General features: G+C 69.2%; 18 protein-coding genes. 9 read left to right on the forward strand and 9 right to left on the reverse strand.

All coding sequences use genetic code 11. The features are described 5' to 3' along the window. Positions 1–25: 25 nt before the first annotated feature. From parC to SGCZBJ_RS09005, 6 genes are all read left to right on the forward strand, one after another. Positions 26–2,305 (forward strand): DNA topoisomerase IV subunit A, encoded by a 2,280-nt coding sequence (gene parC, locus SGCZBJ_RS08980; RefSeq protein ID WP_101717658.1) that lies wholly within the window; start codon positions 26–28, stop codon positions 2,303–2,305. Between the two features lie 69 nt (positions 2,306–2,374). Beyond that, positions 2,375–3,790, forward strand: coding sequence for a serine hydrolase domain-containing protein (locus SGCZBJ_RS08985; protein ID WP_101717659.1), 1,416 nt, complete (start codon positions 2,375–2,377; stop codon positions 3,788–3,790). A 95-nt stretch (positions 3,791–3,885) separates the two neighbouring features. Then, entirely contained in the window at positions 3,886–4,140 is a 255-nt protein-coding gene (locus SGCZBJ_RS08990) for a DUF3297 family protein (RefSeq protein WP_101717660.1), read from the forward strand. A 31-nt stretch (positions 4,141–4,171) separates the two neighbouring features. After that, the gene (locus SGCZBJ_RS08995) at positions 4,172–4,411 is read left to right on the forward strand and encodes a hypothetical protein (RefSeq protein WP_101717683.1); all 240 of its coding nucleotides are present in this window, start codon (positions 4,172–4,174) and stop codon (positions 4,409–4,411) included. A gap of 82 nt (positions 4,412–4,493) precedes the next feature. Continuing rightward, the gene (locus tag SGCZBJ_RS09000) at positions 4,494–5,366 is read left to right on the forward strand and encodes a hypothetical protein (RefSeq protein ID WP_101717661.1); all 873 of its coding nucleotides are present in this window, start codon (positions 4,494–4,496) and stop codon (positions 5,364–5,366) included. A gap of 213 nt (positions 5,367–5,579) precedes the next feature. Further along, positions 5,580–6,107, forward strand: a complete 528-nt coding sequence (locus SGCZBJ_RS09005) for a MarR family winged helix-turn-helix transcriptional regulator (protein WP_101717662.1) — start codon at positions 5,580–5,582, stop codon at positions 6,105–6,107. Here the strand turns inward: SGCZBJ_RS09005 and SGCZBJ_RS09010 are convergent. The 7 genes from SGCZBJ_RS09010 to SGCZBJ_RS09040 all read right to left on the reverse strand — a co-directional run bounded on the left by SGCZBJ_RS09010 (position 6,059) and on the right by SGCZBJ_RS09040 (position 17,137). Next, on the reverse strand, positions 6,059–7,108 hold the full coding sequence (locus SGCZBJ_RS09010) for a P1 family peptidase (RefSeq protein WP_101717663.1): 1,050 nt from the start codon (positions 7,106–7,108) through the stop codon (positions 6,059–6,061). The genes SGCZBJ_RS09005 and SGCZBJ_RS09010 overlap by 49 nt on opposite strands. A 145-nt stretch (positions 7,109–7,253) precedes the next feature. After that, a complete protein-coding gene (locus SGCZBJ_RS09015) occupies positions 7,254–8,234 on the reverse strand; it encodes a sensor histidine kinase (RefSeq protein WP_101717664.1) in 981 nt (326 codons plus the stop codon). Positions 8,235–8,406: 172 nt separating this feature from the next. Further along, positions 8,407–11,697, reverse strand: a complete 3,291-nt coding sequence (locus SGCZBJ_RS09020) for a TonB-dependent receptor (RefSeq protein ID WP_101717665.1) — start codon at positions 11,695–11,697, stop codon at positions 8,407–8,409. Positions 11,698–12,645: 948 nt separating this feature from the next. After that, positions 12,646–13,605, reverse strand: a complete 960-nt coding sequence (locus SGCZBJ_RS09025) for a FecR family protein (RefSeq protein ID WP_240621459.1) — start codon at positions 13,603–13,605, stop codon at positions 12,646–12,648. Further along, entirely contained in the window at positions 13,602–14,195 is a 594-nt protein-coding gene (locus SGCZBJ_RS09030; protein ID WP_101717667.1) for an RNA polymerase sigma factor, read from the reverse strand. The genes SGCZBJ_RS09025 and SGCZBJ_RS09030 overlap by 4 nt, the downstream gene beginning before the upstream one ends. Before the next feature lie 210 nt (positions 14,196–14,405). Further along, on the reverse strand, positions 14,406–15,917 hold the full coding sequence (locus SGCZBJ_RS09035) for a UdgX family uracil-DNA binding protein (RefSeq protein WP_101717668.1): 1,512 nt from the start codon (positions 15,915–15,917) through the stop codon (positions 14,406–14,408). Further along, positions 15,917–17,137 (reverse strand): putative DNA modification/repair radical SAM protein, encoded by a 1,221-nt coding sequence (locus SGCZBJ_RS09040; protein ID WP_101717669.1) that lies wholly within the window; start codon positions 17,135–17,137, stop codon positions 15,917–15,919. Before SGCZBJ_RS09040 ends, SGCZBJ_RS09035 begins: the two co-directional genes overlap by 1 nt. 111 nt (positions 17,138–17,248) lie before the next feature. On the opposite strand from SGCZBJ_RS09040, the gene SGCZBJ_RS09045 reads away from it, so the two are divergent. Then, complete coding sequence (locus tag SGCZBJ_RS09045; protein WP_205685349.1) at positions 17,249–17,542, forward strand: hypothetical protein; 294 nt, start codon at positions 17,249–17,251, stop codon at positions 17,540–17,542. A gap of 130 nt (positions 17,543–17,672) precedes the next feature. On the opposite strand, the gene SGCZBJ_RS09050 is transcribed toward SGCZBJ_RS09045, so the two are convergent. Beyond that, positions 17,673–19,703, reverse strand: a complete 2,031-nt coding sequence (locus SGCZBJ_RS09050; RefSeq protein ID WP_205685351.1) for a DUF3857 domain-containing protein — start codon at positions 19,701–19,703, stop codon at positions 17,673–17,675. A 279-nt stretch (positions 19,704–19,982) separates the two neighbouring features. Further along, positions 19,983–20,927 (reverse strand): cation diffusion facilitator family transporter, encoded by a 945-nt coding sequence (locus tag SGCZBJ_RS09055; RefSeq protein WP_101717671.1) that lies wholly within the window; start codon positions 20,925–20,927, stop codon positions 19,983–19,985. A 136-nt stretch (positions 20,928–21,063) separates the two neighbouring features. On the opposite strand from SGCZBJ_RS09055, the gene SGCZBJ_RS09060 reads away from it, so the two are divergent. Both SGCZBJ_RS09060 and SGCZBJ_RS09065 read left to right on the forward strand, forming a co-directional pair. Then, complete coding sequence (locus tag SGCZBJ_RS09060) at positions 21,064–22,002, forward strand: DUF808 domain-containing protein (RefSeq protein ID WP_101717672.1); 939 nt, start codon at positions 21,064–21,066, stop codon at positions 22,000–22,002. Between the two features lie 10 nt (positions 22,003–22,012). Continuing rightward, positions 22,013–23,392, forward strand: coding sequence for a DUF6880 family protein (locus SGCZBJ_RS09065; protein ID WP_101717673.1), 1,380 nt, complete (start codon positions 22,013–22,015; stop codon positions 23,390–23,392). Positions 23,393–23,631: the final 239 nt, after the last annotated feature.

Raw genomic sequence — 23,631 nt, forward strand, 5'->3', positions numbered from 1 at the left:
TGCCGGGCCGAAACGAATCTGATTGATGAACAAGCCCGTCACTCCTCCCCCCGGCGGTCCCGGCGACGGCGACCGCATCCTCGAAGAGCCGCTGACCGAAGCGCTGTCCAAGCGCTATCTGGCCTATGCGCTGTCGACCATCGGCTCGCGGGCGCTGCCCGACGTCCGCGACGGCATGAAGCCGGTGCACCGTCGCGTGCTCTACGCCATGAGCAACATGCGCCTGAACCCCGAGTCCGCCGCGCGCAAGTGCGCCAAGGTGGTCGGCGAGGTGATGGGTAACTTCCACCCGCACGGCGACCAGTCGATCTACGACGCCCTGGTGCGCCTGGCCCAGGACTTCTCCCAGCGCATCCCGCTGGTCGAGGGGCAGGGCAACTTCGGCAACATCGACGGCGATAACGCCGCGGCCATGCGTTACACCGAATGCAAGATGACGGAGGCGGCGACGCTTCTGCTCGACGGCATCGACGAGGACGCGGTCGACTTCCGCCCGACCTATGACGGCCAGGACGAGGAGCCGGTGGTCCTGCCGTCGGGCTTCCCCAACCTCCTGGCCAACGGCTCGGCCGGCATCGCCGTCGGCATGGCCACCTCGATCCCGCCGCACAATCCGGCCGAGCTGATCGACGCCTGCCTGCTGCTGCTGAGCAACCCCGAAGCCACGACCGCCGACATCCTCGAACGCGTGCCGGGGCCGGACTTCCCGACCGGCGGCGTCATCGTCGAACCGGCCGCGTCCCTGCTCGAAACCTACGAGACCGGTCGTGGCGGCATCCGCACCCGCGCCAAGTGGGAACGCGAGGAAACCGGTCGCGGGACCTACCAGATCGTCGTCACCGAGATCCCGTATCAGGTGAAGAAGTCGGATCTGGTCGAGCAGCTGGCCGACCTGATCGAGAGCAAGAAGGCCGCCCTCCTGGGCGACGTCCGCGACGAGAGCGCCGAGGACATCCGCCTGGTGCTCGAGCCGAAGTCCAAGAACGTCGAGCCTGAAGTGCTGATGGAGAGCCTGTTCAAGCTCTCGGCGCTGGAGAGCCGCTTCTCGGTCAACATCAACGTGCTGGACGCGCGCGGCACGCCGGGCGTCATGGGCATCAAGTCGGCGCTGATGGCCTTCCTGGCCCACCGCCGCGAGGTGCTGACCCGCCGGGCCCGCCACCGCCTGGCCAAGATCGAAGCCCGCCTGCACATCCTCGACGGCCTGCTGATCGCCTACCTCAATCTCGACGAGGTGATCCGCATCGTCCGCTACGAGGACAAGCCGAAGGAAAAGCTGATGGCGGCCTTCGCCCTCAGCGACATCCAGGCCGACGCCATCCTCAACACCCGGCTGCGCCAACTGGCCAAGCTTGAGGAGATGGAGATCCGCCGCGAGCACGCCGAACTGGTGGAGGAGCGCGACGGCATCCTGGCCATGCTGGCCAGCGACAAGAAGCAGTGGGAGCTGGTCGGCACGGGCCTGCGCCAGGTGCGCGCCAGCCTCATCAAGATCAAGCACCCGCTGGACAAGCCGCGCCCGACGGGCGTGACCGGCCGCTCGGTGTTCGACGTGGCGCCGGTGGTCGACGCCGAGGCCGCCATCGAGGCGATGATCGTGCGCGAGCCGATCACGATCATCCTGTCCGAGCGCGGCTGGATCCGCGCCGCCAAGGGCAAGATTGAAGACCCGTCGGAATTGAAGTTCAAGGAAGGCGACAAGCTGGGCTTCCTGGTCCCGGCCGAGACCACCGACAAGCTCTTGCTGTTCACCTCGGACGGCCGCTTCTTCACGCTGGGCTGCGCCAACTTGCCTTCCGCCCGGGGGCATGGCGAGCCGGTGCGGATGATGATCGAGCTCGACGACAAGGTGAAGATCATCGACGTCTTCCCGTTCAAGGCTGGCCGCAAGCGCATCCTGGCCTCCAAGCAGGGCTATGGCTTCCTGCTGCCGGAAGAGGAGGCCTTGGCCAACCGCAAGGCGGGCAAGCAGGTGCTGACCGTCGACTCCGCCGGCGCGGCCTTCTGCCTGGAAGCCGTCGGCGACCAGCTGGCCGTGGTGGGCGACAACGGCAAGATCCTGATCTTTCCGCTGGAAGAGCTGCCGGAAATGCCGCGCGGCAAGGGCGTCAAGTTGCAGGCCTACCGCGAGGGCGGTCTGCGCGACGGCCTGTCGTTCAACGCCGAGACCGGCGGTTACTGGATCGACACGGCCATGCGCCGTCGCGAATGGACCGACTGGCAGACCTTCGTCGGCCGCCGGGCCGGCGCCGGCAAGCTGGCGCCCAAAGGCTTCCCGACCCAGAAGCGCTTCCGTCCCAAGTGATGTGATATGGCGAGGGCCGGCGTCTTCGGCGCCATGCTCTCGCCAACCCTCTGAGAGAAAAGTCGACTTATGAGCTTGTGGCGCAAGTCCGTCGGGGCCCTGGCCGGGTTCCTGGGCCTGACCGCCGCCCATCCGGGTGTGGCGAGCGCCTTACCGCGCGCCAAGCCCGAGGCGGTGGGCTTCTCGTCCGAAAAGCTCAAGCGCGTTGACGAGACCATGCAGCGCCTGGTCGACCAGGGCCAGATCGCCGGCGGCGTGACGCTGCTGGCCCGCCACGGCAAGGTCGTCAGCCAGGCGACCTACGGCAAGCGGGCGCTGGACCTGCCCGAGGCCATGCCCGCTGACGCCATCTTCCGCATCCGGTCGGAAACCAAGCCGGTCACCGGCGTGGCCATGCTGATCCTCTATGACGAGGGCCGCTGGAAGCTCGACGACCCGGTCACCAAGTTCATCCCCGAGTTCGAGAGCCTGCGCGTCGCCAACGGCGTCGACGCTTCGGGCCGGCCGATCCTGTCGCCGATCAGCCGTCCGCCGACCATGCGCGAGCTGATGACCCATACGGCGGGCTTCGCCTACGGCATCGCCGACGACCCGGGCAGCCAGGCCGACCAGGCCTATTACCGGGCGGGCGTGCTGCAGTCGGACTCGCTGTTCTCGATGGTGCAGAAGATCGCCGGCCTGCCGATGTACGCCGAGCCCGGCAAGCTGTGGCGCTACAGCGTCGCGGCCGACATCCAGGGCCTGATCGTCGAGCGCCTGTCGGGCCAGGCCCTGCCGGTGTTCATGCAGCAGCGGATCTTCAAGCCGCTGAAGATGAAGGACACCGCCTTCTGGGTCCCGGCCGACAAGGCCGCGCGGCTGGCGGCGATCTACGACGCCGATCCCGTCACCGGAAAGCTCGTGCCCGCCGTCGAGGGCGGCTGGCGCGACGTCACCAAGCCCCCCCCGGCGCCGTCCGGCGGCGGCGGCCTGCTGTCGACGGCCGGCGACTTCGCCCGCTTCGCCCAGATGATCCTCAACGGCGGCGATCTCGAGGGCGTGCGCATCCTCGAACCGGAAACGGTGGCGATGATGCGGCTCAATCACCTGCCGCCCAGCTTCCAGGTCACCACCGACGGAACCTCCGGCGTGCTCAAGCCCGGCCAGCAGAAGGCGTTCCCCTTCGCGCTGGGCATGGGCTACGGGATCGACGTGGCGGTGGCCGTGGATCCGGCCGCCTCGGGCGCGCCGGTCGGCCCCGGCACGATCAGCTGGGGCGGCAGCGCCGGCACCTGGTTCTGGATCGACCCGGCCAATGACCTGTTCTTCGTCGGCATGATCCAGCGCCTGGGCGGCGTGGGGCCCGGCCTCGACGCCGAGACCCGCAAGTGGGTCTACCAGGCGCTCGAAAGGCCGCCGGTCCGCCAGGCCGCCAACACGCCGGCTCATGCCCCGCCGGCGCCCGCCAAGGGCGGCTCCAGCGGTCGCGCGCCTTCCATCCGCTGAGGCTTTGGCCCCAAGCGCTTGGATTTCCCGTCTTTCCTCGCTATCACGCCCGCTTCGGCGGGCCGTCCCGCCCCAAGATCTCGAAAGCCGACCCGATGAGCGATACGCCTCCCGACCGCCTGTCCGCCAACCCCGACAGCCCGTACTACGACGCCGAAGCGCTCGAGCGCGGCGTCGGCATCCGCTTCAAGGGCGTCGAGAAGACCAATGTCGACGAATACTGCGTCAGCGAAGGCTGGGTGCGCGTGACCGCCGGCAAGACCGTCGACCGCAAGGGCAACGCCATGACCATCAAGCTGCAAGGCGAGGTCGTGCCGTACTTCCGCGACGCCGAAACCTCGGCCGAGTAAGACGCGCGTGAGCGATCCCGACCTGCAGGCCATGGCCGACGACGAGCTGTCGCGGGCCATGACCCTGTCCTGGCGCGAGCTGTCGAAGGTGATTCCCTGGGGAGACACCTTCGACGGCATCTCGCCCGCCGGCCGCAATGTCGAGGTCGAGCGCAACTACCTGTGGGCCGCCCAGGAAGGCGGCGACATCCTGTGCGAAGTCGCCGTCTATGGCGGCGAGACCCGCTATGACCAGGGCGCCCGGGCCCGCGGGGTGATTTCCCGCCGCTGATCCCAACCTTGGCCGTGCAAGCGTCGCGAGCATGCGTTAACCATAACGCTGCTCGTCGAACGGCGCATGCGGGAGGGGTGGGGTGTATCAATCCGAGTTTCCGGTCGAGACGCCGGTGCCGATCTTCGATCCGACCTTGCTGGCCGGCATCGCCCTGATCACCCTGGCCGTCGCGGCCCTGGCCTTCTGCGCGGGGCGCTTCACGGGCCGCAAGGGAAGGGACGAGCGCTGGCGCGACGTGCCCAAGGCCATTCACAAGGCGATCCTCGCCCGCTGCGTGGCCGCCACCAGCGCGCCGACGGGCGAGCTGCTGCGTCGCGCCGAGGAGCTGGTCGCCGAGGTCGAGGCCCGGGTCGGGGCGCTGATCGAGTTCGCCGTCTGCGGCAAGGCGCTCAAGAGCCTGGAGAAGGCCTGCCTGGGCCAGTTCCCCAAGCCCGAGGCCAGGCACGAGCCCAAGGCTTCCAAGCCCTGCACCTGCGGCCACCAGGCCAGGGAGGAAGGCAAGCATGGTCACGAGGCCGCGCCGGCGTCCGCGCCGTCCTCCACCTGCAAGGCCCCGGCGCCGTGCCAATGCGTGATCTGCTGCGTGCCGGTCACCGTCGGCGGCCTGGCCCTGGCTACGCCGCAGGTGAAGATCAGCAGCAAGCAGACCGTCATCGTCAACGCGAACTGCGCGCCCGCCCAGGCTCCGGCGCCGACCTCCCGCGTTTGCACCTGCGGAGCCGCCGCCCACGGCAAGAGCCAGGAGGACGAGCACAAGCCCGAGCCGCCGCTGGAGTGGAGCGAGCACATGCGCCGCCTGCGGCTGGCCGTGGTCGAGTTCGCCGACGTCTGGAACAGCCCGGACAACCTGCGCCTGCTGGAGCGCTGCCAGAAGCAGTTGACCCATACCGAGGCCGCGCCGAGGGCCGGCCATGGGCGCGACGACGGCCATGGCGGCGGCCACGGCCACTAAAGGCGCCGCTTGGTTGGGCGCGGTTAGGTGCGTATGCTCATGCGGCGGGCGAAACGCCCGCTTTCCGCCACGGTCGCTGGCGGTCGATTGAGAGCGTTTTCATCGCGGCGCCAGATCGAGGTGCGCCTGCGGTGGGTTGCCAGGGCGTGATTCGGCGTAGAGACGGCTCCGTCTTCGCGGGCCGCGGGCCGGAGCAGGAGGAAAGGAACAGGCATGGCCGCGACGGTCTCATCCCTGACGCCGGGTACGCCGGACGTCGCCAGTGAACAGCTGTCGCTTTCGGACTATGTGCCGTATCGCCTGGCGACGGCCTCCAGCGCCGTCAGCCGGCTGATCGCCCGCGCCTACGAGGACCGCTTCGGTCTGTCGATCCCGCAATGGCGTCTGATGTCGATCCTGATCGAGGGGCCGCTGACCCAGCACCAGGCCGTGGCCCGCACCGCCATGGACAAGGTGCGCGTCAGCCGCGCCGCCCAGGACCTGGTCGAGCGCCGCCTGGTGGCGCGGATCACCAACCGCACCGACCGCCGCTCGCACACGCTGGAACTGACCGCCGCCGGTCGTCGCCTGTTCGCCGAGATCCGTCCGCTCGCCCTGGCCTATGAGGCAGCGCTGCTGGCTGGCCTGGCGCCGGGCGAGGTGGCGACCCTCAAGCGCCTGATGGGCCGCCTGGAAGCCGCCGCCGTCCAGCTCTACGGGGCCGACGCGCCGCCGGAAGTCCCCCCGGTCTCCGAGGACTGAGCTTCGGAACGCTGGGCTTCGTACGCTCCGCGAGCAATGGCCCGCGCCAGGGTGTCGGCCGCCGCCGAGCCCAGCCGCGCCAGAGCAATGGCTCGGCCCGGACCCTCGCCCAGACTCTGAGCGCCCGAAGCCAGGGCGAAAACGATGTCGCCGTCGAAGGGCGTGTGGACCGGTCGGATAGCCCGCGCCAGGCCGTCCTGGGCCATCATCGCCAGCCGCGTGCATTCGGCCGTCGTCAGGTCGGCGGTGACGGCGACCACGGCCAGGGTCGTGTTGGCGCCCGCCTGCAGGCGTCCCAGCGCCGCCAGCTTCGAATCTTCGGGGATCGGCTCGACCTGCGTCGCCGCGTCCGGGGCGGGCCGCTTGCCGCCGAACTCTCCGTCGATTTCCCAGGGCCAGGCCCAGAAAGTCTCGCCGTCGGCCATGCGCACCGAGCCGACCGGATTGACCGCCGCTAGCGCGCCGACGACCAGGCCCTCTCCGAGGTCGAGCGAGGCGCTGCCAATGCCGCCCTTGGCCAGGCCCGCCATGGCCCCCAGGCCCGCGCCGAACGATCCGAGAGCGAAGTCCTTGTCGGCGGCCGCCGCGGCCTCGATGCCCAGCCAGCGGTAGGGCGGGTCCAGGCCCCAGTCCTTGTCGCCGCCGTTGCCCAGGTCGTGCAGAACGGCGGCCGGCACGATCGGGATGGCGGGCGAGGTCGGGGCCAGGCGGATACCGCGTCCCGAGGCCGACAGGGCCGCCACGACGCCGTCGGCCGCGCCCAGGCCGAACACCGAGCCGCCCGACAGGCAGATCGCATGGGCCTTGCTGAAGTTGTTCTCGGGCCGCAGCACGTCGGTCTCGCGGGTGCCGGGGCCGCCGCCGCGCACGTCGACGCCGGCGGTCCAGGCGTCGGGGCAGAGCAGGGCGGTGACGCCCGAGGCCACCGCCTCGTCCTGGGCGTGGCCGACCAGCAGGCCCTCGACGTCGGTGATCAGGTTGCGGGGACCAGGACGGGGCATGGCGGGGCTCCGATGAAAGCGCCCCCGTGTTTGAGACGAAAACCTCGTCCTTCGACAAGCTCAGGATGAGGTTTTTTGAGCCGGCTCGGCTCCCGGCTCTCCGCTTCGCTGCGGCCGGGATGACGACGAGGGGAGGTAGGCGCCCCTAGACCGCCGGCGCGTAGCTCAGGCGGCAGACGGTCCAGCCGTCGACGCGGGCCATGGTGAAGGCGCCGCCCAACTGGCGGGCCATGGCGTGGACGATGCGCAGGCCAAGGCTGGGCGAGGCGGCGGGCTCGAACCCGGCCGGGGGGCCTGCGCCGTTGTCGCGGATGGTCAGCACGTGGCTGTCGCCTTCCTGCTCCAGCGCCACGACGATGCGGCCGTCGCTCCCGGCCGCGAAGGCGTGCTCCAGGGCGTTGTTGAAGCACTCGAGCATAACGAGGGTCACGGGCGTGGCCTGCTCGGGATGCAGCGGGTCCTCGCCGCCCTCGACGCGGATGGCGTGGCGGGCGCCGAAGGCCTGGCCCGCGTCGTCCAGCAGGGCTTCGGCGAAGGCCCGGAACGGGGTCGGCTCGCCGGTCTGGTCGTGCAACTGGCGCTGGATCTTGGCGATGGTCTCGATGCGGCCGCCGGCCTCGACGAGGGCGTGGCGGGCGTCCTCGTCCTTCATGCCCGACGACTGCAGGCGCAGCAGGGCGCCGACCATCTGCAGGTTGTTGCTCACCCGGTGGTGCATTTCGCGATAGAGGAGGTCGCGGCTGCGGGCGAGCTCCGCCTGGGCCTCGCGCTCTCTCGACAGGTGGCGCATGGCCTTGCGCATGCCGTCGATGAAGAAGATGTCGACCGCCGCCACGAAGACGTAGAACGTGATCGCCACCGTCGTGGCGAAGTCGACGTGGAAGCTGTCGTACGGCGGGATGAAGAAGTACCAGGCGCACAGGCCCGACAGGGCGGCGCACAGGATGCCCGGCCCGCGTCCCGCGAAATAGGCGGTCAGCACGATGGCGGGAAAGAAGGTCAGGTAGGGAAAGCCGGGCGGGAACCAGCCGTTGAGCAGCAGGCGCACGCCGAAGGCGCCGCCGGCCGCGGCGGCCGCCAGGGCATAGCCCCACGCGCCAGGAAGAGGCGTGCTCGCCCGCGACATGATCTTCGAAAGAGCCCCGACTCGTCCGGCGTCGAACCTTCCGCCGCCGTGGGGAGAATATTTCCCAAAAAGACTTTCGGGTCACGGCAAATCCCCGTGTCCCGCTCCGGACACGGAAAAGCCCGCCCGTCATGCGACGGGCGGGCTTCCCAAGTCATCATCCGATCGCGGATTAGAACCGCTTGGAGATGTTCATGTACCAGTAGCGACCGGTCGAGTTGTGCAGGGCGCCCGAGTAACCGAAGTTGCTCGAGGTGACCGGCGGCTCCTTGTCGGCGATGTTGCGCACGCCGACCCGCAGGGTCGAGCCGTCGAACTGGCCGCTCTTGAACGCGTACTGGCCGTACAGGCTGACCGTGGTCCAGTCCGAGATCGGGAAGTACTGGCCGTTCACCTGGGCGGGACCGGTGTCGTAGGTCTCGCCGACATAGTTCACGAAGGCGCCCGCGCCCCAGCCGTCCTTGCGCCAGGTGAAGCTGGCCGTGCCGCGGAATTCCGGGAAGCCGTCCATCTTGATCTGGCTGCCGGCCGACGAGACGGTCAGGCCCGCCAGGGCGCCGCTGGCGATCGCCTCTTGCAGGATCTGCTCGATCGGGCTGGCCGACTGGTCGTACTTGGTCAGCTTGGCCACGTTCAGGTTGAAGCCGAAGTCGCCCCAGGGGGTGTCGTCCAGGTCGTAGGCCAGCGAGAAGTCCACGCCCTGAACCACGCGCGGTTGCAGGTTCATGTAGGTGTCGCTGATGTACGAGATGGCGCCGACGGTGTTCGTGCCGACAGGGGCGTCACGCACGACGTTGGGGTTGTAGCTGCCCTGTTGGCGCAGCAGCAGGTCGTAGGCGATCTGGTTGTAGCCGCCCAGGATGCCGATGACGTTCTTTTCCCGGATCGACCAGAAGTCGGTCGTCAGGGTCAGGCGGCCGTATTCCACCGGGATGAACTTGGGCTGGTAGACGAAGCCGATCGAGGCGTTGTCGGCGTCTTCCGGCTTCAGGTCCTTGTTGCCCTGGCGCACTTCCAGCGTCGAGGTGCTGGCGCAGGTCGTGGCCGTCGGGTTGTTGATCCGGCAGAAGGCGTAGTCGGGACGGCCGTTCGAGACGGTCGAGCCCTCGCTGTAGAACTGCGGCAGGTTCGGCGCGCGGAAGCTCTGCGAGACCGAGGTGCGCAGCGACAGGCCCTGGCCGACCTTCCACAGCAGGGCGCCCTTCGGCTTCAGCACGTTGCCGAAGTCCGAATAGTACTCGTCGCGGGCGGCCAGTTGCAGGGTCACTTCCTCGACGAACGGGATGTTCATCTCGGGCGAGATGATCGGCACGGCCAGTTCGGCGAAGGCCGAGCTGATGACGCGGTCGCCCTTGATGTCCGGCGAGCCGGAGGCCCCCAGGACGTCGCTGTTGTAGGTCACGCCGGTGACGCTGTTGGTGTAGGTCGTCGTGCCGTCCAGTCGGTCGTCACGGTCGTCCTTGTAGGTCTCGCGGCGCACTTCCACGCCCGAGGCGAAGCCGACGTCGCCGCCCGGCAGGGTGAAGAGGTCCTTCTTGGAGACCTTGAAGTCCCACATCGCCAGCGAGGTTTCGCTGATGCGGTAGACGTCGATCAGGAACGAGTTGATCGTCGCCTGGCTGTTGCGGGTGGTGTCGTCGCCCGACCAGTTGGTCAGCGAGCCGCCGTTGAACGGGTTGTAGGCCGTCTGGTCCGTGCGGTTCACGGCCTGCTGGAAGAGCGTGTTGCTGATGGCGTTGTGCGTCTTGTCCTTCGTGCGGGCGAAGGAGTAGAGGCCGGCCGACTCCCACTTCCAGCCGTCGCCGAACGAGCCTTTCAGGCCGCCCAGCAGGCGGTAGCTGTCGTCGGTGACGGTGTAGGTGCGCGGACCCGCATCCACCGGACGATAGGTGGTGATGTTCATCGCCACGCCCGAGGCGCCCACGCCGGTCAGGCCCGACAGGCGGTTGGGGTTTACGCTGCCGTCGGCCAGGGTGGTGGCGCCGAAGGGGTTCCAGTAGGCGTTGGCCGCGATGCTGATCGGGGCCGACGAGATCGGCGCCGACTGCTCGCGCTGGCCGGTGAACAGGGCGTGGTAGTAGCCGGCTTCACCGAAGAAGGTCATGCCGTTGTCGAGGTCGCGCTCGACGGTGCTGAAGAGGTTGGTCCGCTCCAGGCCGCCCTTGAGGGTGCGCTGGGGGTTTTCGTCATAGCGCAGGTCGCGGTCGGCGGCGCCGGTGATGGTGCCCGACTTGATGCAGAGGCCGCCGGCCAGGACGGCGCTGCTGCAGCCGGCGGCGGTGTTGGCCGTCGGCTCGATGTGGAACACGCCCGAGGTGGTCAGGGCCACGCCGTTCTGGCGGGGCGCGGTCGACGACGGGATCAGCGTGAACGAACCCCAGGGGCTGGAGGTCGAGCGGTTGTCGAAGCTGGTGTTGCCGGCCCAGGGCGTGCCGGCGACGCGGTCGCGGTGGTCTTCGCTGGCGGCGTAGTCGCGCTCGTCGGCCATCATGCGGCTGTGGGCGGTGTATGAGCCGAAGAAGGTTAGGCGGGTGCCGTCTTCCAGGCGCGTGCCGGCCTTAAGGTTGACGGTGCCTTCGCGATAGCCGGTGCCTTCCGAGCCGCCGACCTGGGCCTCGACGCGCAGGCCCTGGAACTTGGTGTCGAGCACGGTGTTGACCACGCCGGCCACGGCGTCCGAGCCGTAGAGGGCGCCGGCGCCGTCACGCAGCACTTCGACCCGCTTCACGCCGGCCACGGGCAGGGCGTTGGTGTTGACGGTCTGCACCGGCACCAGGTTTTCGGTCTGGGTGCCCGGGTGCAGCACGGCGCGGCGGCCGTTCAGCAGGGCCAGGGTGTTGCCGGTACCCAGGCTGCGCAGGTTCAGCGACGAGACGTCGCCGCGAGCGTCGTTGAGGTTGCCGGTGGTGCGGGCTTCCTGGAACTGGACGTCGCCGGCCTGCGGGATCGAGCGGAACAGCTCGTCGCCCGAGACGGCGCCGGTGGCGATGATGTCCTTCTCGGTCACGACCGAGACGGGGAGGGCTTCGGTCGTACGGGCGCCTTCGATCTGGCTGCCGACCACGATGATGGCTTCGACTTCGGCGACTTCTTCGGGAGCCGCGTTAGTCGCGGCGGCTTCCGACTGGGGGCGGGCGGCCGGCGCGGCGCGCAGGGTGATGGTCTTGCCGTCGTCCGAGGCGACGACAAGGCCGGCGGCGTCGGCCAGGCGCTTGAGGGCCTCGGCGTCCGACAGGTCGCCGGTCACGGCGGGCGTGGTGCGGCCGGTGGCGGCCTCGTACGGGAACAGCACCTGCTTGCCGGTCTGCTTGGCGTAGGTCTGCAGCGCCGACACCGCGTCCTGCGGCGGGATGTTGAAGGTGTGGCGCGAGCCCTGGGCGGCGGCCTGACCGGCGATGGTCAGAACGGCGGCCGAGGCCAGCAGCAGGCCGCGGACGGTCCGGCGGCGTTGGTTCGTACGCATGGACAAGTTCGAATTACCCCTTTGTCCGCCGCGCCCCCTCGACGCGGCGTTCTTATCGCCTTCGACGGGGGAGGGTGGGGAAACCTCCAGTCGGCGACCGAAATTTTGTGGCGGCGGTGTGACGAGTGTGGCGCCGGCGCCACTTTCGGAGGAGCCTCCCCCTGTGGGGGAGGCGATCGCGTCAGCGATCGGTGGGGGGGAGCTGGCGATGAGTTCCCGACGCCTTGAGAGCTGAGAACGGCCCCCCTCCGTCCGCTTCGCGGACACCTCCCCCAGAGGGGGAGGATCTTGGGGCGCGGGTTTGCGGCCTCGCGCTTTCGCTGCGAGTTGGTCGAAGGGGTGCGGGGCGCCCGGGCGACGCCCGGAAGCTGTTTTCAGCAAGTTACCGTTTCGACGAAGCCGAGCGCTCCGCGCCGCCGTTTTCCGTCCGCCTCCGGCCGGCGGCGCTGTTGACGCCTTGCCGGAGCACGCCCGCCGGTTTCCCGAAAGGCGCGCCGCGGGGCGGGGATGTCCTGGGTAGGAGCGTCTCTCCCGTCTGTCCCCGACGAAGCCGACGGCGGGCGGGCCTGGCCAGCGCCAGGTCCCCGAGCGTCCGGTTTTCCCGACCGGACTCGTTCCCGCTCGACTGCATCCCGCCGCCGCATGGTCGCTGGCCTTGCGCCCCTTCGGTGCGGCGAGACGGGGTTTATTGTGCGGGTGTTTTCAGCGCGTCTGATCCAGGGGCGTGAGAAAGTTATAAGCTGTTGGATTGGTTCAGGAGTTTTCGGCGAACGCCGGGGATGGACGGGGCTCTATCCCCATCCGCGCGTCTTCTCCCTTCCCCCTCGATGGGGGAAGGGCTTTGAGTGGCGGGTGGGCGTGGGGGGGAGGTCGGTCAGCGCCTCGGCAGCTGAAAACGCCCCCCTCCGGCCCTTTGGGCCACCTCCCCCAGAGGGGGAGGATCTTCGGCTAGCCCTTGCGGGCGAGGCGGATCACGCCGTCTTCGCCTTCGCTGGCCCGCACCGGGAAGGTGTGGGTGACGGCGGTGACGAAGGCCATGGGTTCGGTGCTCTGGAAGTAGCCGGCCAGGCGCAGGTCGGCGATCGACGGGTCGGCGATGCGGACCTTGCGGCGGTTGTAGCGGTTGAACTCGGCCACGGCCTGGCTCAGCGACTGGCCGTTCAGGGCGATGGCGCCCTGGCGCCAGGCCAGGGCCCGCTCGATCTCGGCGTCCGACAGCGGCTGGGCGTGGCTGCCCGCGGGGCCGTAGACCATGGCCGTGCCGGCCGCGATCTTCGTTTCCTTCGCCGGCCCTTTGCCATCGGGCTCCACTTCGACCGCGCCGCGACGCACGGTGACGGCGGCGTTTTCGGCGCCCAGGCGGACGGAAAGCTCGCCGCCGGTGGTTTCGATGCGGGAGTCGCGGGCCTTGACCACGAAGGGGCGCTTGTCGGCGGCGGCCTCGAACAGGGCCTCGCCCTTGACCAGCTTCACCTCGCGTACGCCGCCGCGATAACGCACGACGACCTTGCTGTCGGTGTTGAGCTCGATGCGGCTGTTGTCGGCCAGGACCACCACGCGGCGCTCGCCGATGTCGGTGGCGTAGGCGGTGGAGGCCGTGGCGGTCATCACGCCGGTTCCGACCACGCCCGAAATGGCGGCCACGGCGGCCATCAGCGTCCAGGGCGAGCGGCGGTCGAAGGTGCGGCGCGGAGCCTCTTGCGGCGCGAACAGGTCGGCGTCGGGTTTCGCGAGGCCCGGCTTGAAGGCGCGCAGGCGCTCGGTCCGCTCCCAGGCGGCGTGGGCGCGCTCGAACGCGGCCTCGTTCTCGAAGCTCTCGGCGCGCCAGGCCTCGAAGGCCGCGCGCGTATCAGCCGCGCAGGCGGGATCGGACAGCCGCACCGCCCATTCGGCGGCGGCCGCTCTCACCGCTTCGCGTCGCGATCCCGCTTCCCGGCCCATGAACGCCCTTCGTCGATACGCACTGGTTGGGTCGCGCCCGCGCGGCCCAGCTTTTCGGAACAATAGCGAAGCCCCTTGATCAGGTGCTTCTCGACTGTTGAGACGGACAGACCCATCCGGACCGCTATCTCGCCCGGCGACAGGCTATAAACTTTCCGAAGGGTGAATACACGCCGACATTGTGTCGGCAGTTCCGATATCGCCTCGCGGAGCTGGCGCAGCTCGTCGCGCGACACCAGCGTGGCTTCGGGGCCGGGCGTCTCGTCCATGCCGCCGATCAGCTCGAAGTCGGCGACGGCGGTGATGGTCAGCACCTTGCGGCGGCGCAGGCCGTCGAAGGCCACGTTGCGCAGGGTGCGCGAGGCGAAGGCGGCCGGATTGGTGATCTCGCGCCAGGTCTTGCAGGCGATCACGCGGGTGAAGGCGTCGTGGACCAGATCCTCCGGATCGGTCTCGCCGTCGCGGCAGAACTTGCGCGCATAGGCCAGAAGCCTGGGCTCCAGGGGCAGGATCTCCCTCCGGAACCAGGCGCGCCGCTCTTCGTCGTCTGCTGTCATCGCCCTCTTCCCCGGCCGGGAACCAACCCCGGCAGCGCCGTCGTGGCAAGAGGCGAAGGAGCGCCCCGGGCGGCGGGGAGGGCTTATGCGCCCCGTTCCCGCGCCAAGTATTACGAGGCGGGGCAAGGGATTGCGTGCGAACAGGCGTCGCCGAAAGATTGAGCAGATTTTTTGCGCGGAGCGCTCGCCGGGTGGGCGGCTTTGCTCGCTTCAGTCGATCAGTCTTGCAAGCTCGCCCGCAAGGCGCAGGTCGTCGACGAATTCGGCCCGGGCCCGCTCGCGCGCGTCGGCGTCGGGCAGCCGCAGCAGGAACGACGGGTGATAGGTGACGATCAGCTGGGCCTGGCCATTGCCTTGATTGGGCAGTTGCAGCGGCCGGCCGCGGTTGTCGCCGACGGCTGTCGCCTTGCCTGTCACCGCCAGGGCCGCCGTCGCGCCCAGGGCCACGATCACCTGGGGGCGCACCAGCCGCCGCTCGGCGTCCAGCCACCAGCGGCAGGCCTGCACCTCGCCGCGATCGGGGGTCTTGTGGATGCGCCGCTTGCCGCGCGGCTCGTGCTTGAAGTGCTTGACGGCGTTGGTGACGAAGGCGCGATCGCGCGGCGCGCCGGCCTCTTGCAGCGCCGCGTCGAACACCTGGCCGGCGGGGCCGACGAAGGGCAGGCCGGCCAGGTCTTCCTGGTCGCCGGGCTGCTCGCCGACGAACATCAGCGGCGCATGGGCCGCGCCCTGGCCCGGCACGGCCTGGGTGCAGTTGCGCCAGAGGTCGCAGCGGCGGCAGAGCTGGACGGCCGCGGCGACCTCGTCGAGGCTGGTCGGCAGGTCGCCATTGTAGGATCCGTCGCGAGCGTGGCGCAGGGCGGCCTTCAGCACCCGGTCGGGCGGCGGCGAGGGCGCGGCGGCGACCATGGCGGCGGCGCGCGCCTGGGCGGTCTCGACCAGCTGCGGGATCAGCCGGGCCTCGGGCAGGTTGCGCCAGTACCGCTTGGGCATTTCCTGGCGCATCATCCTCTCGTTCAGCCGGGCGGGGTTGAAGATCGAGGCGTAGTAGGTGCGCCAGAGCTCTTCCTGGGCGTCTTCGGAAGGCGCGTCGGCCGGATCTGCGCCGTCCGACACCCTCAGGCTCGCGCCGTCCCAGGCCACGCAGGCGTCGGGCGTCAGGATCGTCCAGGTCATGTTGGTGAAGCGGCGGGCGAAGAACGGGGCTGCGGCCTCGGTGACGCGATGGGCCGGCTCGAACCAGGCGGCGTAGGTCTCCGGCTCGGTCTCGACCAGGCGAAAGCGCACGAAGGCGTGCATCTTGTGGATCGCCCGGGCGACGGCCTTCTGCATGTCGCGGGCCCTGGCGACGTCGGGATCGGCCGGATTGTCGATCAGCCGGGGTTCGCGCTCCAGCCGCCACAGCAGCCGATAGAGCAGGGCGAAACGCTCGCCGGAGCGGTGAAGCACCACCGAGCGGGCGAGTTCCACGAAGGCGGGCGGCACGGTGAAGTCCCTCCCCCTTGCGGGGAGGGGTTGGGGTGGGGGAGCTGGCTCTGAATCGGCCATCTCCGCGCCCACACCCCCACCCCCTGACCCCTCCCCGCAAGGGGGAGGGGAGAAGAGGTCTCTTTCCGTCGTCCAAGCGACGGTTTCAGGCGCCGCGCCCTCTGCGCGCAGCCGGCGGGCCGCGAGCCGCCAGCCGTCGAAGTCGATCTCCGACGAAAGCCGCACCACCCGCATCAGAACAGGCTCAGCTGGGCGGGTTCGACGAGGCGGGCCTTCAGGTGCTCGCCGTCAGTGGCCGCGCCCGGCGTCCAGCCCTCGGCGACGACGAAGGCCCTGGCGCGCTTGACCACCGCGCCCACGCGCTTGAGGTCGTCGACGGTCAGCCGCGCCTGCCTGCGGGCCGCAAGGATGCGGTCGACCGCCTTGGCGCCCAGGCCCGGCACGCGCAGCAGGGTCTCGCGGTCGGCGGCGTTGACGTCGACCGGGAACCTGTCGCGGTTTCGCAGCGCCCAGGCGGTCTTGGGATCGACCGACAGGTCCAGGTCCTGGCCCTGTCCGATGATCTCAGGCTGGGCGAAGCCGTAGAACCGCATCAGCCAGTCGGCCTGGTATAGGCGGTGTTCGCGCAGCAGGGGCGGGCGGGCCGAGGGCAGGCGGTGGCTGGCGTCCGGGATCGGGCTGAAGGCCGAATAGTAGACGCGGCTGAGGCGATAGGCGCCGTACAGCGAGGCGCTGCGGGCCAGGATGTCGCCGTCCTTGGCCGCGTCGGCGCCGACGATCAGCTGGGTCGACTGGCTGCGGGCGAAGCTCTTGCGCGGCGCCTTGCGGGCCGGCTCGGCCTTGTCCTCGATCGCCAGCCGCATGCGGCCCATGGCCCGCTTGATGTCGCCGACGTCCTTTTCCGGGGCCAGGGATTTCAGGCTGTCGTCACGCGGCAGTTCGATGTTGATCGACACCCGATCGGCATAGAGGCCGGCCTGTGTCGCCAGTTCCGGCGAGGCCTCGGGGATGAGTTTCAGGTGGATGTAGCCTCGAAAGTCGTGGTCCAGCCGCAGGCTTTTGGCGATGCGGACCATCTCTTCCATGGTGTAGTCGCCGCTCTGGATCACCCCCGACGAGAGGAACAGGCCCTCGATGTAGTTGCGCTTGTAGAAGTTGAGGGTGAGGTCGACGACCTCCTTGACCGAAAACCGCGCCCGGGGCGTGTTCGACGACACCCGGTTGATGCAGTAGGCGCAGTCGTAGATGCAGAAGTTGGTCAGCAGGATCTTCAGGAGGCTGATGCAGCGTCCGTCCGGGGCGTAGGCGTGGCAGATGCCCATGCCCTCGGTGGAGCCCACGCCCTGGCCGCCGACGGAGTCGCGTTTTTCGCCTCCCGAGGAGGCGCAGGAAGCGTCGTACTTGGCGGCGTCGGCGAGGATGGCGAGCTTGCGGCGGATATCGAGAACGGCCATCCGCACAGTCTATAGTTCTTATTTTGTTCCGTCGAGTTGCGTGGTGTCGCACCTTGTGCGGAACCGGGGCGAGGCCTCGCGCGATCCCCTTGCAGGCAACGGAGACCTGCCATGGCGCGCCGCAAGGAAGACTGGCCCTCGACGATGCTGGACGCCTGGGCCCTGGGCATGGAGGCCTCGACCGTCATCGGCCTGCGGACCATGGTCCTGGCGGGCGGCGGGGCCAAGGCCCAGGCCGAGGCGGTGCGCATGACCACCGAGAAGATGGCCGCCGCCGCCGACATCGGCCTGAAGTTCTGGACCGGCGGCCTGCCCCAGGCGCCCGACGCGGCGACCCGGGCGGTGGTCAAGCACTACCGCGCCAAGGTGCGGGCCAACCGCAAGCGGTTGGGCGGGGGCAGGTAGAGGCGGCCGAGTTTGATCTTCCATGCGGCGCCATTTGACGCTGCAGAGCGGCGGCTCACCTAGGGCTCATGGCCGACGAGCCACCGCTCTCCCGGCGTTGTCAGGCGACGATCGCATCGCTTCTGGCGTCTCAGGTCTCCGGAGCAGACGCACAGGGCACGTCGCTAGCGGTCCAGTCGATGTCATAGGTCGCGGGGACGCTCGCTCCATCCCCCACGCCGCTCTTGCCCGTCGCCGAGGGGCGATAGAAGATCCAGCCCATGCTGTTGTCGAACGCGGGGATCCTGTCGTTGTCGCGCTGGGCGGCGGCGGAAGTGATCTCCGGCTGCTCGATGCGCGATCCGCGGATCATGCGAATTGCGCCCTCACGCAGCTCCCAAGCCCGATGATAGTTGCGACCAAAGATGCGCGTGTCGTAGCTCTTCTCGGAAGACCATTGGTTCGGCTTGGTCGAGCTCGGCAGCCGCACCGTCGTGACGTGGCAGCTGTATTCCGGCTTGGTGTAGAACGGCACATCCTTGTGATCGATCCTGACCCGTCGCTCCGGAGGGTTGAACCCGCCCCCAGGAAGCGCCAGGGACTTCTTCCCGGAGCCGTCATCCTCCCAATCCACGGCCGCCGTGCCGCTGATCGTCAGGATGCTTGCGCCCGCCTTTTGGTCATAGCGCCACTTGACGTCGTCGATCGTTTGCCAAGCGCCGCCAGTTACGCCTTGGCGAAAGAGCTCAAGTAGCTGTCCTTCGCTTACCGCGGAAAACTGCACTTGCTGTTCCAGGGCGGGCACGCCCCGGACGATTTCGGTGGAGACGATCCGCGCCGGCTTGTCGAAACCCGCGCGCGCGTCGATCTCGAACAGGCTGATCTCCCCGGGCGCCGCGGCTGGACGCCATTCCATTCGCTCCAGATCGCCGCCCTGCGCGGTCACGGGCAGGACCCATCTAAACGGGAAGATAGGCTCCGAGCTGGGCGAAGCCACCGGCGGCAGGGTGCCGTCCAGCCAGTAGACCTTGCCGTCGATCCGCGCGCGTATGAGCACATGGTCGAACAGCTGGAGGATGGGCAGACGCTGATCGAAGCCGTCGTCGACCCCGTTGGAGTTCACGAGAACGGCTTCGGCGTCGATGCCCAGCTCATGCAGCAGGGCCAGCAGGAGTACGGTCTTCCCTTTGCAGTCCCCATAGCGGCGGCGCCAGGTTTCATCGGCGGAGGCGGGAACCAGATTGCCGCCATTGAGACCCACATAGATGTATCGCACGTTCTGCTGAACCAGCTTCAGCGCCGCGCTGGCGCGATCAAGCTGGCTCTCGTTGGCCGAGCGAAGGCGGGCGGCTTCGAGCTTGAGAGAGGATTCCGGGGCGAGGGTCGACGCCTTCGCGTACAGTGGCGCAAAGTGGCGTGAAAGAGCAGGCCAGTCGTGGAAATCGCTGTACTCCACGACGCGCTGCCACTGGTAGCGGATCGGCGCATCATTCGGCGCGGTCTGTAGGCGCGGATTGTCGAACTGGAAGTGGATCGCCCGTTCGCTGCTCTGCATGGCCGCGGTCATGTCGGCGGTCATCTTGAGGTCGGGCTTGTGCCCTTCGTCCCAGCTCAATCCGAGGCGATATCGGCCCGGCTGCGGACTGGGTCCAAGCAGGAGCAGGCCGGACTCATTGGTCCCGAGGGCAGGGCTGTGCTGGAACGTCGTCAGTTCGACCTCCAGCTCGTCGCCAACCCGAAGGTCGGGAACACGGAGAACCGCCGTCAGCGTCCCGTCCAGCTTGGCCTGCTCGAGTTGATCCTCGCGCCGCAGGATTTCGAAGGTGGCGTTTTTCAGAACATCGGTGGCTTGCTCGTCGCGAAACACCTTGATGCCATGGATAATCGGCGCGCTGGCCGATGGATCCCAGGCGATCGAGATATTGCCGAGCTGCAGGGCGCTGGACTGGAGGATCTTGACGCGATAGCCGATATACTGCGCCTGGCCTTGATCGCTCAGATGAATTTCCGCGTCCTGGCGACGGAAGAACACCGACCCGGTGGCGGTCTCCGGCACGGGCATGAGCGAGGATGCGACCGCCCAGGCCGGGGCAGGGCCCCGCCTGACCTCTTGTGACTGTGCGAAGGCTGGCGTGGCGATGAACACGCAGGCCGAAACCAACAACGAAACTTTCAAAGCCATAAGCACCCCCTGCCGGACTAATGCGGCAGGACAGCCAAGCTTTCAAGGCGCCTGCTTTCGTCCCGTCATCCGCAGGTCTCGCCGGCTTCACCTTCCGTGAGGAAGAAGGGCCAAGTGTTCGTCGCCTAACCTTCGCGCACCTTCTCGGGGCGGGCTTGGCGCGGTCACTTCGCGCCTGTAGTTCGGCAGCGCGTTACCTGACCTGTCCGATGTCAGAAGTGATGTCGGCTGAGGATTTCACCGCTACGGCGGGAGCGACGCGAAGGCGTGGAGGCGAATTCACCCGCCCGCCAGCCGTGCATAGGCCTCGCGCGCCCGGCCCGAGCGCACGAACACCCGGGTGATACGCTTGTCGACGCCCTGGATCAGGTCGGCGAAGTGGTCGCTGGCGGCTTCGATATCGGCGGCGGTCAGGTGGTCCTGGAAGTCCAGGGTGACGCCGAGCAGGATTTCCTGGGGCCCTAGGTGCATGCTCAGCACTTCGGCGACGCTGTCGATGCGCGGGTCGGCCTCAAGGACCTTGCGCACCTCCGCCACGATGCGCGGGGAGGCGGCCTCGCCGGTCAGCAGGCTGCGGGTCTCGTTGGCCAGGAAGACGGCGACCACGACCAGCAGCACGCCGATCGCCACCGAGGCCGCGCCGTCGGCCCAGGCCAAGCCCAGCACCGCGCCCGCCACGCCGAGGGCGGCGATGGCCAGGCCCGCCAGGGCCGCGCCGTCTTCCAGAAGCACTGCGAAGATCGACGGGTCCTTGCTGCGGCGGATGGCGGCGAAGAACGGGGCGTCGCCGCGCAGGGTCTTGAACTCGCGCAGGGCCACCAGGAACGAGCCCCCCTCGAAGACGGCCGCCAGGCCCAGCACGACGAAGTTGATCCACGGCCGGTCGATGACTTCTGGCGCGCGGATCTTGATGATCCCCTCGTAGATCGAGAAGGCCCCGCCTAGGGCGAAGATCATCAGCGCCACCACGAACGACCAGAAATAGACCTCCATGCCGTAGCCGAACGGATGGCTGGCGCTGGGCTTCTTGCGGGCGCGGGCCAGGCCCAGCAGCAGCAGGCCCTGGTTGCCGGTGTCGACGCTGGAGTGGATGGCCTCGGTCAGCATCGCCGACGAGCCGGTCAGGGCGAAGGCGACGAACTTGGTCGCGGCGATGGCCAGGTTGCCGGCCAGGGCCGCGTAGACGACCACATGGGCGCTGCTTCTGTTCGCGGTCGAGGCCATGGTGCGGCAACGCGGCCTTGGCGCGCGCGTTCCTCCCCCGATCGCGGTCCGCGCTCTTTACCCGCGCCCGGCGAGCCCTTACGCAGGGCGCTCTTCTCGGCCGCGTGGGGCGGCCGAATCCACGCAAGGTCCTTTCATGCCCTCGGGTCTCGTCGCGCTTCTGGATGACGTCGCCGGCATCGCCAAGATCGCCGCCGCCTCGGTCGACGACATCGGCGCCGCCGCCGGCAAGGCGGGGACCAAGGCCGTGGGCGTGGTCGTCGACGACGCCGCCGTGACCCCCGGCTACGCCATGGGCTTCACGCCCGACCGCGAGCTGCCGATCGTCGCCAAGATCGCCGTCGGCTCACTGCGCAACAAGCTCTTGTTCCTGTTGCCCGGCGCCCTGGCGCTGAGCGCCTTCGCGCCGTGGGCGGTGACGCCGATCCTGATGCTGGGCGGCGCCTACCTGGCCTTCGAGGCCACCGAGAAGATCATCGAGATGTTCGTCCCCCACGGGGACGAGGTGGCGACCGACGAGCTGGCGCTCAGCGGGCCGGAACTGGAAAAGCAGAAGGTCGCCGGCGCCATCCGCACCGACCTGATCCTGTCGGCCGAGATCATGGCCATCGCCCTGGCCGACGTCAGCGACAAGCCGCTGGCGATCCAGGCCGCCGCCCTGGCCCTGGTCGGGGTGGTGATCACCATCCTGGTCTACGGCGTCGTCGCCCTGATCGTGAAGATGGACGACATCGGCCTGCACATGGCCAAGAGCCCGCGCGCGCCCACCCGGAAGTTCGGCCGCGGCCTGGTGAAAGCCATGCCGGTGGCCATGAGCAGCCTGGCCTATGTCGGCACCGCGGCCATGCTGTGGGTCGGCGGCGGCATCATCGTGCACGGCCTGCACCACTTCCACCTGACGCCCATTCCGGGCTGGGTCGAGGGGCTCCAGCACTGGGCCGGCCAGGTCCCGGCCATCGGTCCGGTCACCGGCTGGCTGGCCATGGCGATCGGCTCAGCCATCGTCGGCCTTGTTGTCGGCGGGATCATCGCCGGCGTGCTGCACTTCATTCCGCGCAAGAAGGCGGCGCACTAGGAGAGGGCGGTTGGCCGAACCCAAGCCCAAGGCCGTCAAGAAGGCCGCGCCGCGCAAGTCGGTCAACGCGGCCAATCTCGCGCATCTGGGGCCCGAGGCCCTGGCGGCGCTGCTGATCGAGGTCGCCGACGGCCATGCCTCGATCAAGCGCCGCCTGAAGCTGGCCCTGCTGGGCGAGGTGGGCGCGGCCGACCTGGCCGCCGAGATCGACAAGCGCATCGACGCCATCGCCGGCAGCGGCGCGCGCATCAACTGGCGCAAGTTCAAGGACTTCGTCCGCGACCTGGACGCCCACCGGGCGGCCGCCGGCGGCAAGCTGGGCGAGCTGGATCCCAACATCGCCGTGCCGGTGCTGGTGCGGCTGGTGCGGGTTTCCGAAGATCTAGAGGGGCGGATCAAGGATCCCAAGGGCGAGCTCCAGGCCGTGTTCGACCAGGCCGTCGCCGACGTCGCGCGCCTGTCGCCCCAGGCCCTGACGCTGGACAACCGCTACCTGGCCGATGCGCTGCTGGCCTTCGTCGAAGGCGCCTCGACCAAGCTGTCGGTCGATTTGCTGCGCGCCGCCGCGCCGGCCCTGGCCGACGACGCCGTGGCCGTGCTGCGCGGCAAGCTGCGCGAGCGCCTGGCGGCCCAGCGCCGTCCCGATCCGCGCCTGCGGGCCGCCGCCCAGGTGCTGGCCGACCTGGAAGGCGACGTCGAGGGCTTCGCGGGCCTGTTCACCGACTCGCAGCAGGTGCTGCCGCCGATCGGGGCCCAGATCGCCCGCCGCTATCTGGCCGTCGGCCAGGTGGCGCAGGCCCTGGCCGCCCTCGATCGTTCCGCGCCGGGACCGAGCCTGGCCGAGCAGGCCGATGTCGGCGCCGTCGCCTGGAGCGAGGCCCGGATCGCCGCCCTCGAGGCCGCCGGCGAGACCCTGGAGGCCCAGGCCATGCGCTGGGCGAGCTTCAAGGCCACCCTTTCGGTCGACGCCCTGCGCGCCTTCCTCAAGGGCCTGCCCGACTTCGAGGACGTCGAGGCCGAGGAGCAGGCGCTGGTCTACGCCCAGACCTATCCCGATCCGTTCAAGGCCCTGGCGTTCCTGACGGCCTGGCCGTCGGCGATCGAGGCCTCGCGGCTGGTGATGGAGCGCGGTCCGGCCCTGCACGGCGACCGGCCCGAGGTGCTGGAGCCCGCCGCGCGCCTGCTGGAGCACCGCTATCCGCTGGCCGCCACCGTGCTGCTGCGGGCCATGGTCGACGACGTGGTGCGCTTCGGCCGCGCCGACCGCTACGCCGACGCCAACCGCTGGCTGCTGGAGGCCGAGTCGCTGGTTCCCGGCCTGCCGGAGGACGCGGCCATCGACGACCACGCCGTCTGGGCGCGGCGGGTGGCGGGTTACCGGCGGCTGTAGGCGGATCGCGCTCGTTCGCCTGCCCGCCCCAAAACCGTCCTTCCCCGCGAAGGCGGTGACCCAAGCCGTGCCTGCGGGTCGGTCACCGCCTCGGCCCATCCTGGAAGTCAGCTTGGATCCCCGCCTTCGTGTTGTGTCCCGAGAGCTTGGCGAGGAGTTCGGCGGGAGCCTTGTGATCGAGGCATAGCAATCGGGTCTGATTGTAGAGCTCGACGAAGTTGAAGAGGAAGGCGTCGCGC

Source organism: Caulobacter zeae (assembly GCF_002858925.1).
Classification (GTDB): Bacteria; Pseudomonadota; Alphaproteobacteria; order Caulobacterales; family Caulobacteraceae; genus Caulobacter; species Caulobacter zeae.

What these genes read in the sequence shown, in the direction of transcription:
- parC (WP_101717658.1), top strand. Translation starts at nt 26, where the DNA reads ATGAACAAGCCCGTCACTCCTCCCCCCGGCGGTCCCGGCGACGGCGAC.
- SGCZBJ_RS08985 (WP_101717659.1), top strand. Translation starts at nt 2,375, where the DNA reads ATGAGCTTGTGGCGCAAGTCCGTCGGGGCCCTGGCCGGGTTCCTGGGC.
- SGCZBJ_RS08990 (WP_101717660.1), top strand. Translation starts at nt 3,886, where the DNA reads ATGAGCGATACGCCTCCCGACCGCCTGTCCGCCAACCCCGACAGCCCG.
- SGCZBJ_RS08995 (WP_101717683.1), top strand. Translation starts at nt 4,172, where the DNA reads ATGGCCGACGACGAGCTGTCGCGGGCCATGACCCTGTCCTGGCGCGAG.
- SGCZBJ_RS09005 (WP_101717662.1), top strand. Translation starts at nt 5,580, where the DNA reads ATGGCCGCGACGGTCTCATCCCTGACGCCGGGTACGCCGGACGTCGCC.
- SGCZBJ_RS09010 (WP_101717663.1), bottom strand. Translation starts at nt 7,108, where the DNA reads ATGCCCCGTCCTGGTCCCCGCAACCTGATCACCGACGTCGAGGGCCTG.
- SGCZBJ_RS09015 (WP_101717664.1), bottom strand. Translation starts at nt 8,234, where the DNA reads ATGTCGCGGGCGAGCACGCCTCTTCCTGGCGCGTGGGGCTATGCCCTG.
- SGCZBJ_RS09020 (WP_101717665.1), bottom strand. Translation starts at nt 11,697, where the DNA reads ATGCGTACGAACCAACGCCGCCGGACCGTCCGCGGCCTGCTGCTGGCC.
- SGCZBJ_RS09030 (WP_101717667.1), bottom strand. Translation starts at nt 14,195, where the DNA reads ATGACAGCAGACGACGAAGAGCGGCGCGCCTGGTTCCGGAGGGAGATC.
- SGCZBJ_RS09035 (WP_101717668.1), bottom strand. Translation starts at nt 15,917, where the DNA reads ATGCGGGTGGTGCGGCTTTCGTCGGAGATCGACTTCGACGGCTGGCGG.
- SGCZBJ_RS09040 (WP_101717669.1), bottom strand. Translation starts at nt 17,137, where the DNA reads ATGGCCGTTCTCGATATCCGCCGCAAGCTCGCCATCCTCGCCGACGCC.
- SGCZBJ_RS09045 (WP_205685349.1), top strand. Translation starts at nt 17,249, where the DNA reads ATGGCGCGCCGCAAGGAAGACTGGCCCTCGACGATGCTGGACGCCTGG.
- SGCZBJ_RS09050 (WP_205685351.1), bottom strand. Translation starts at nt 19,703, where the DNA reads ATGGCTTTGAAAGTTTCGTTGTTGGTTTCGGCCTGCGTGTTCATCGCC.
- SGCZBJ_RS09055 (WP_101717671.1), bottom strand. Translation starts at nt 20,927, where the DNA reads ATGGCCTCGACCGCGAACAGAAGCAGCGCCCATGTGGTCGTCTACGCG.
- SGCZBJ_RS09060 (WP_101717672.1), top strand. Translation starts at nt 21,064, where the DNA reads ATGCCCTCGGGTCTCGTCGCGCTTCTGGATGACGTCGCCGGCATCGCC.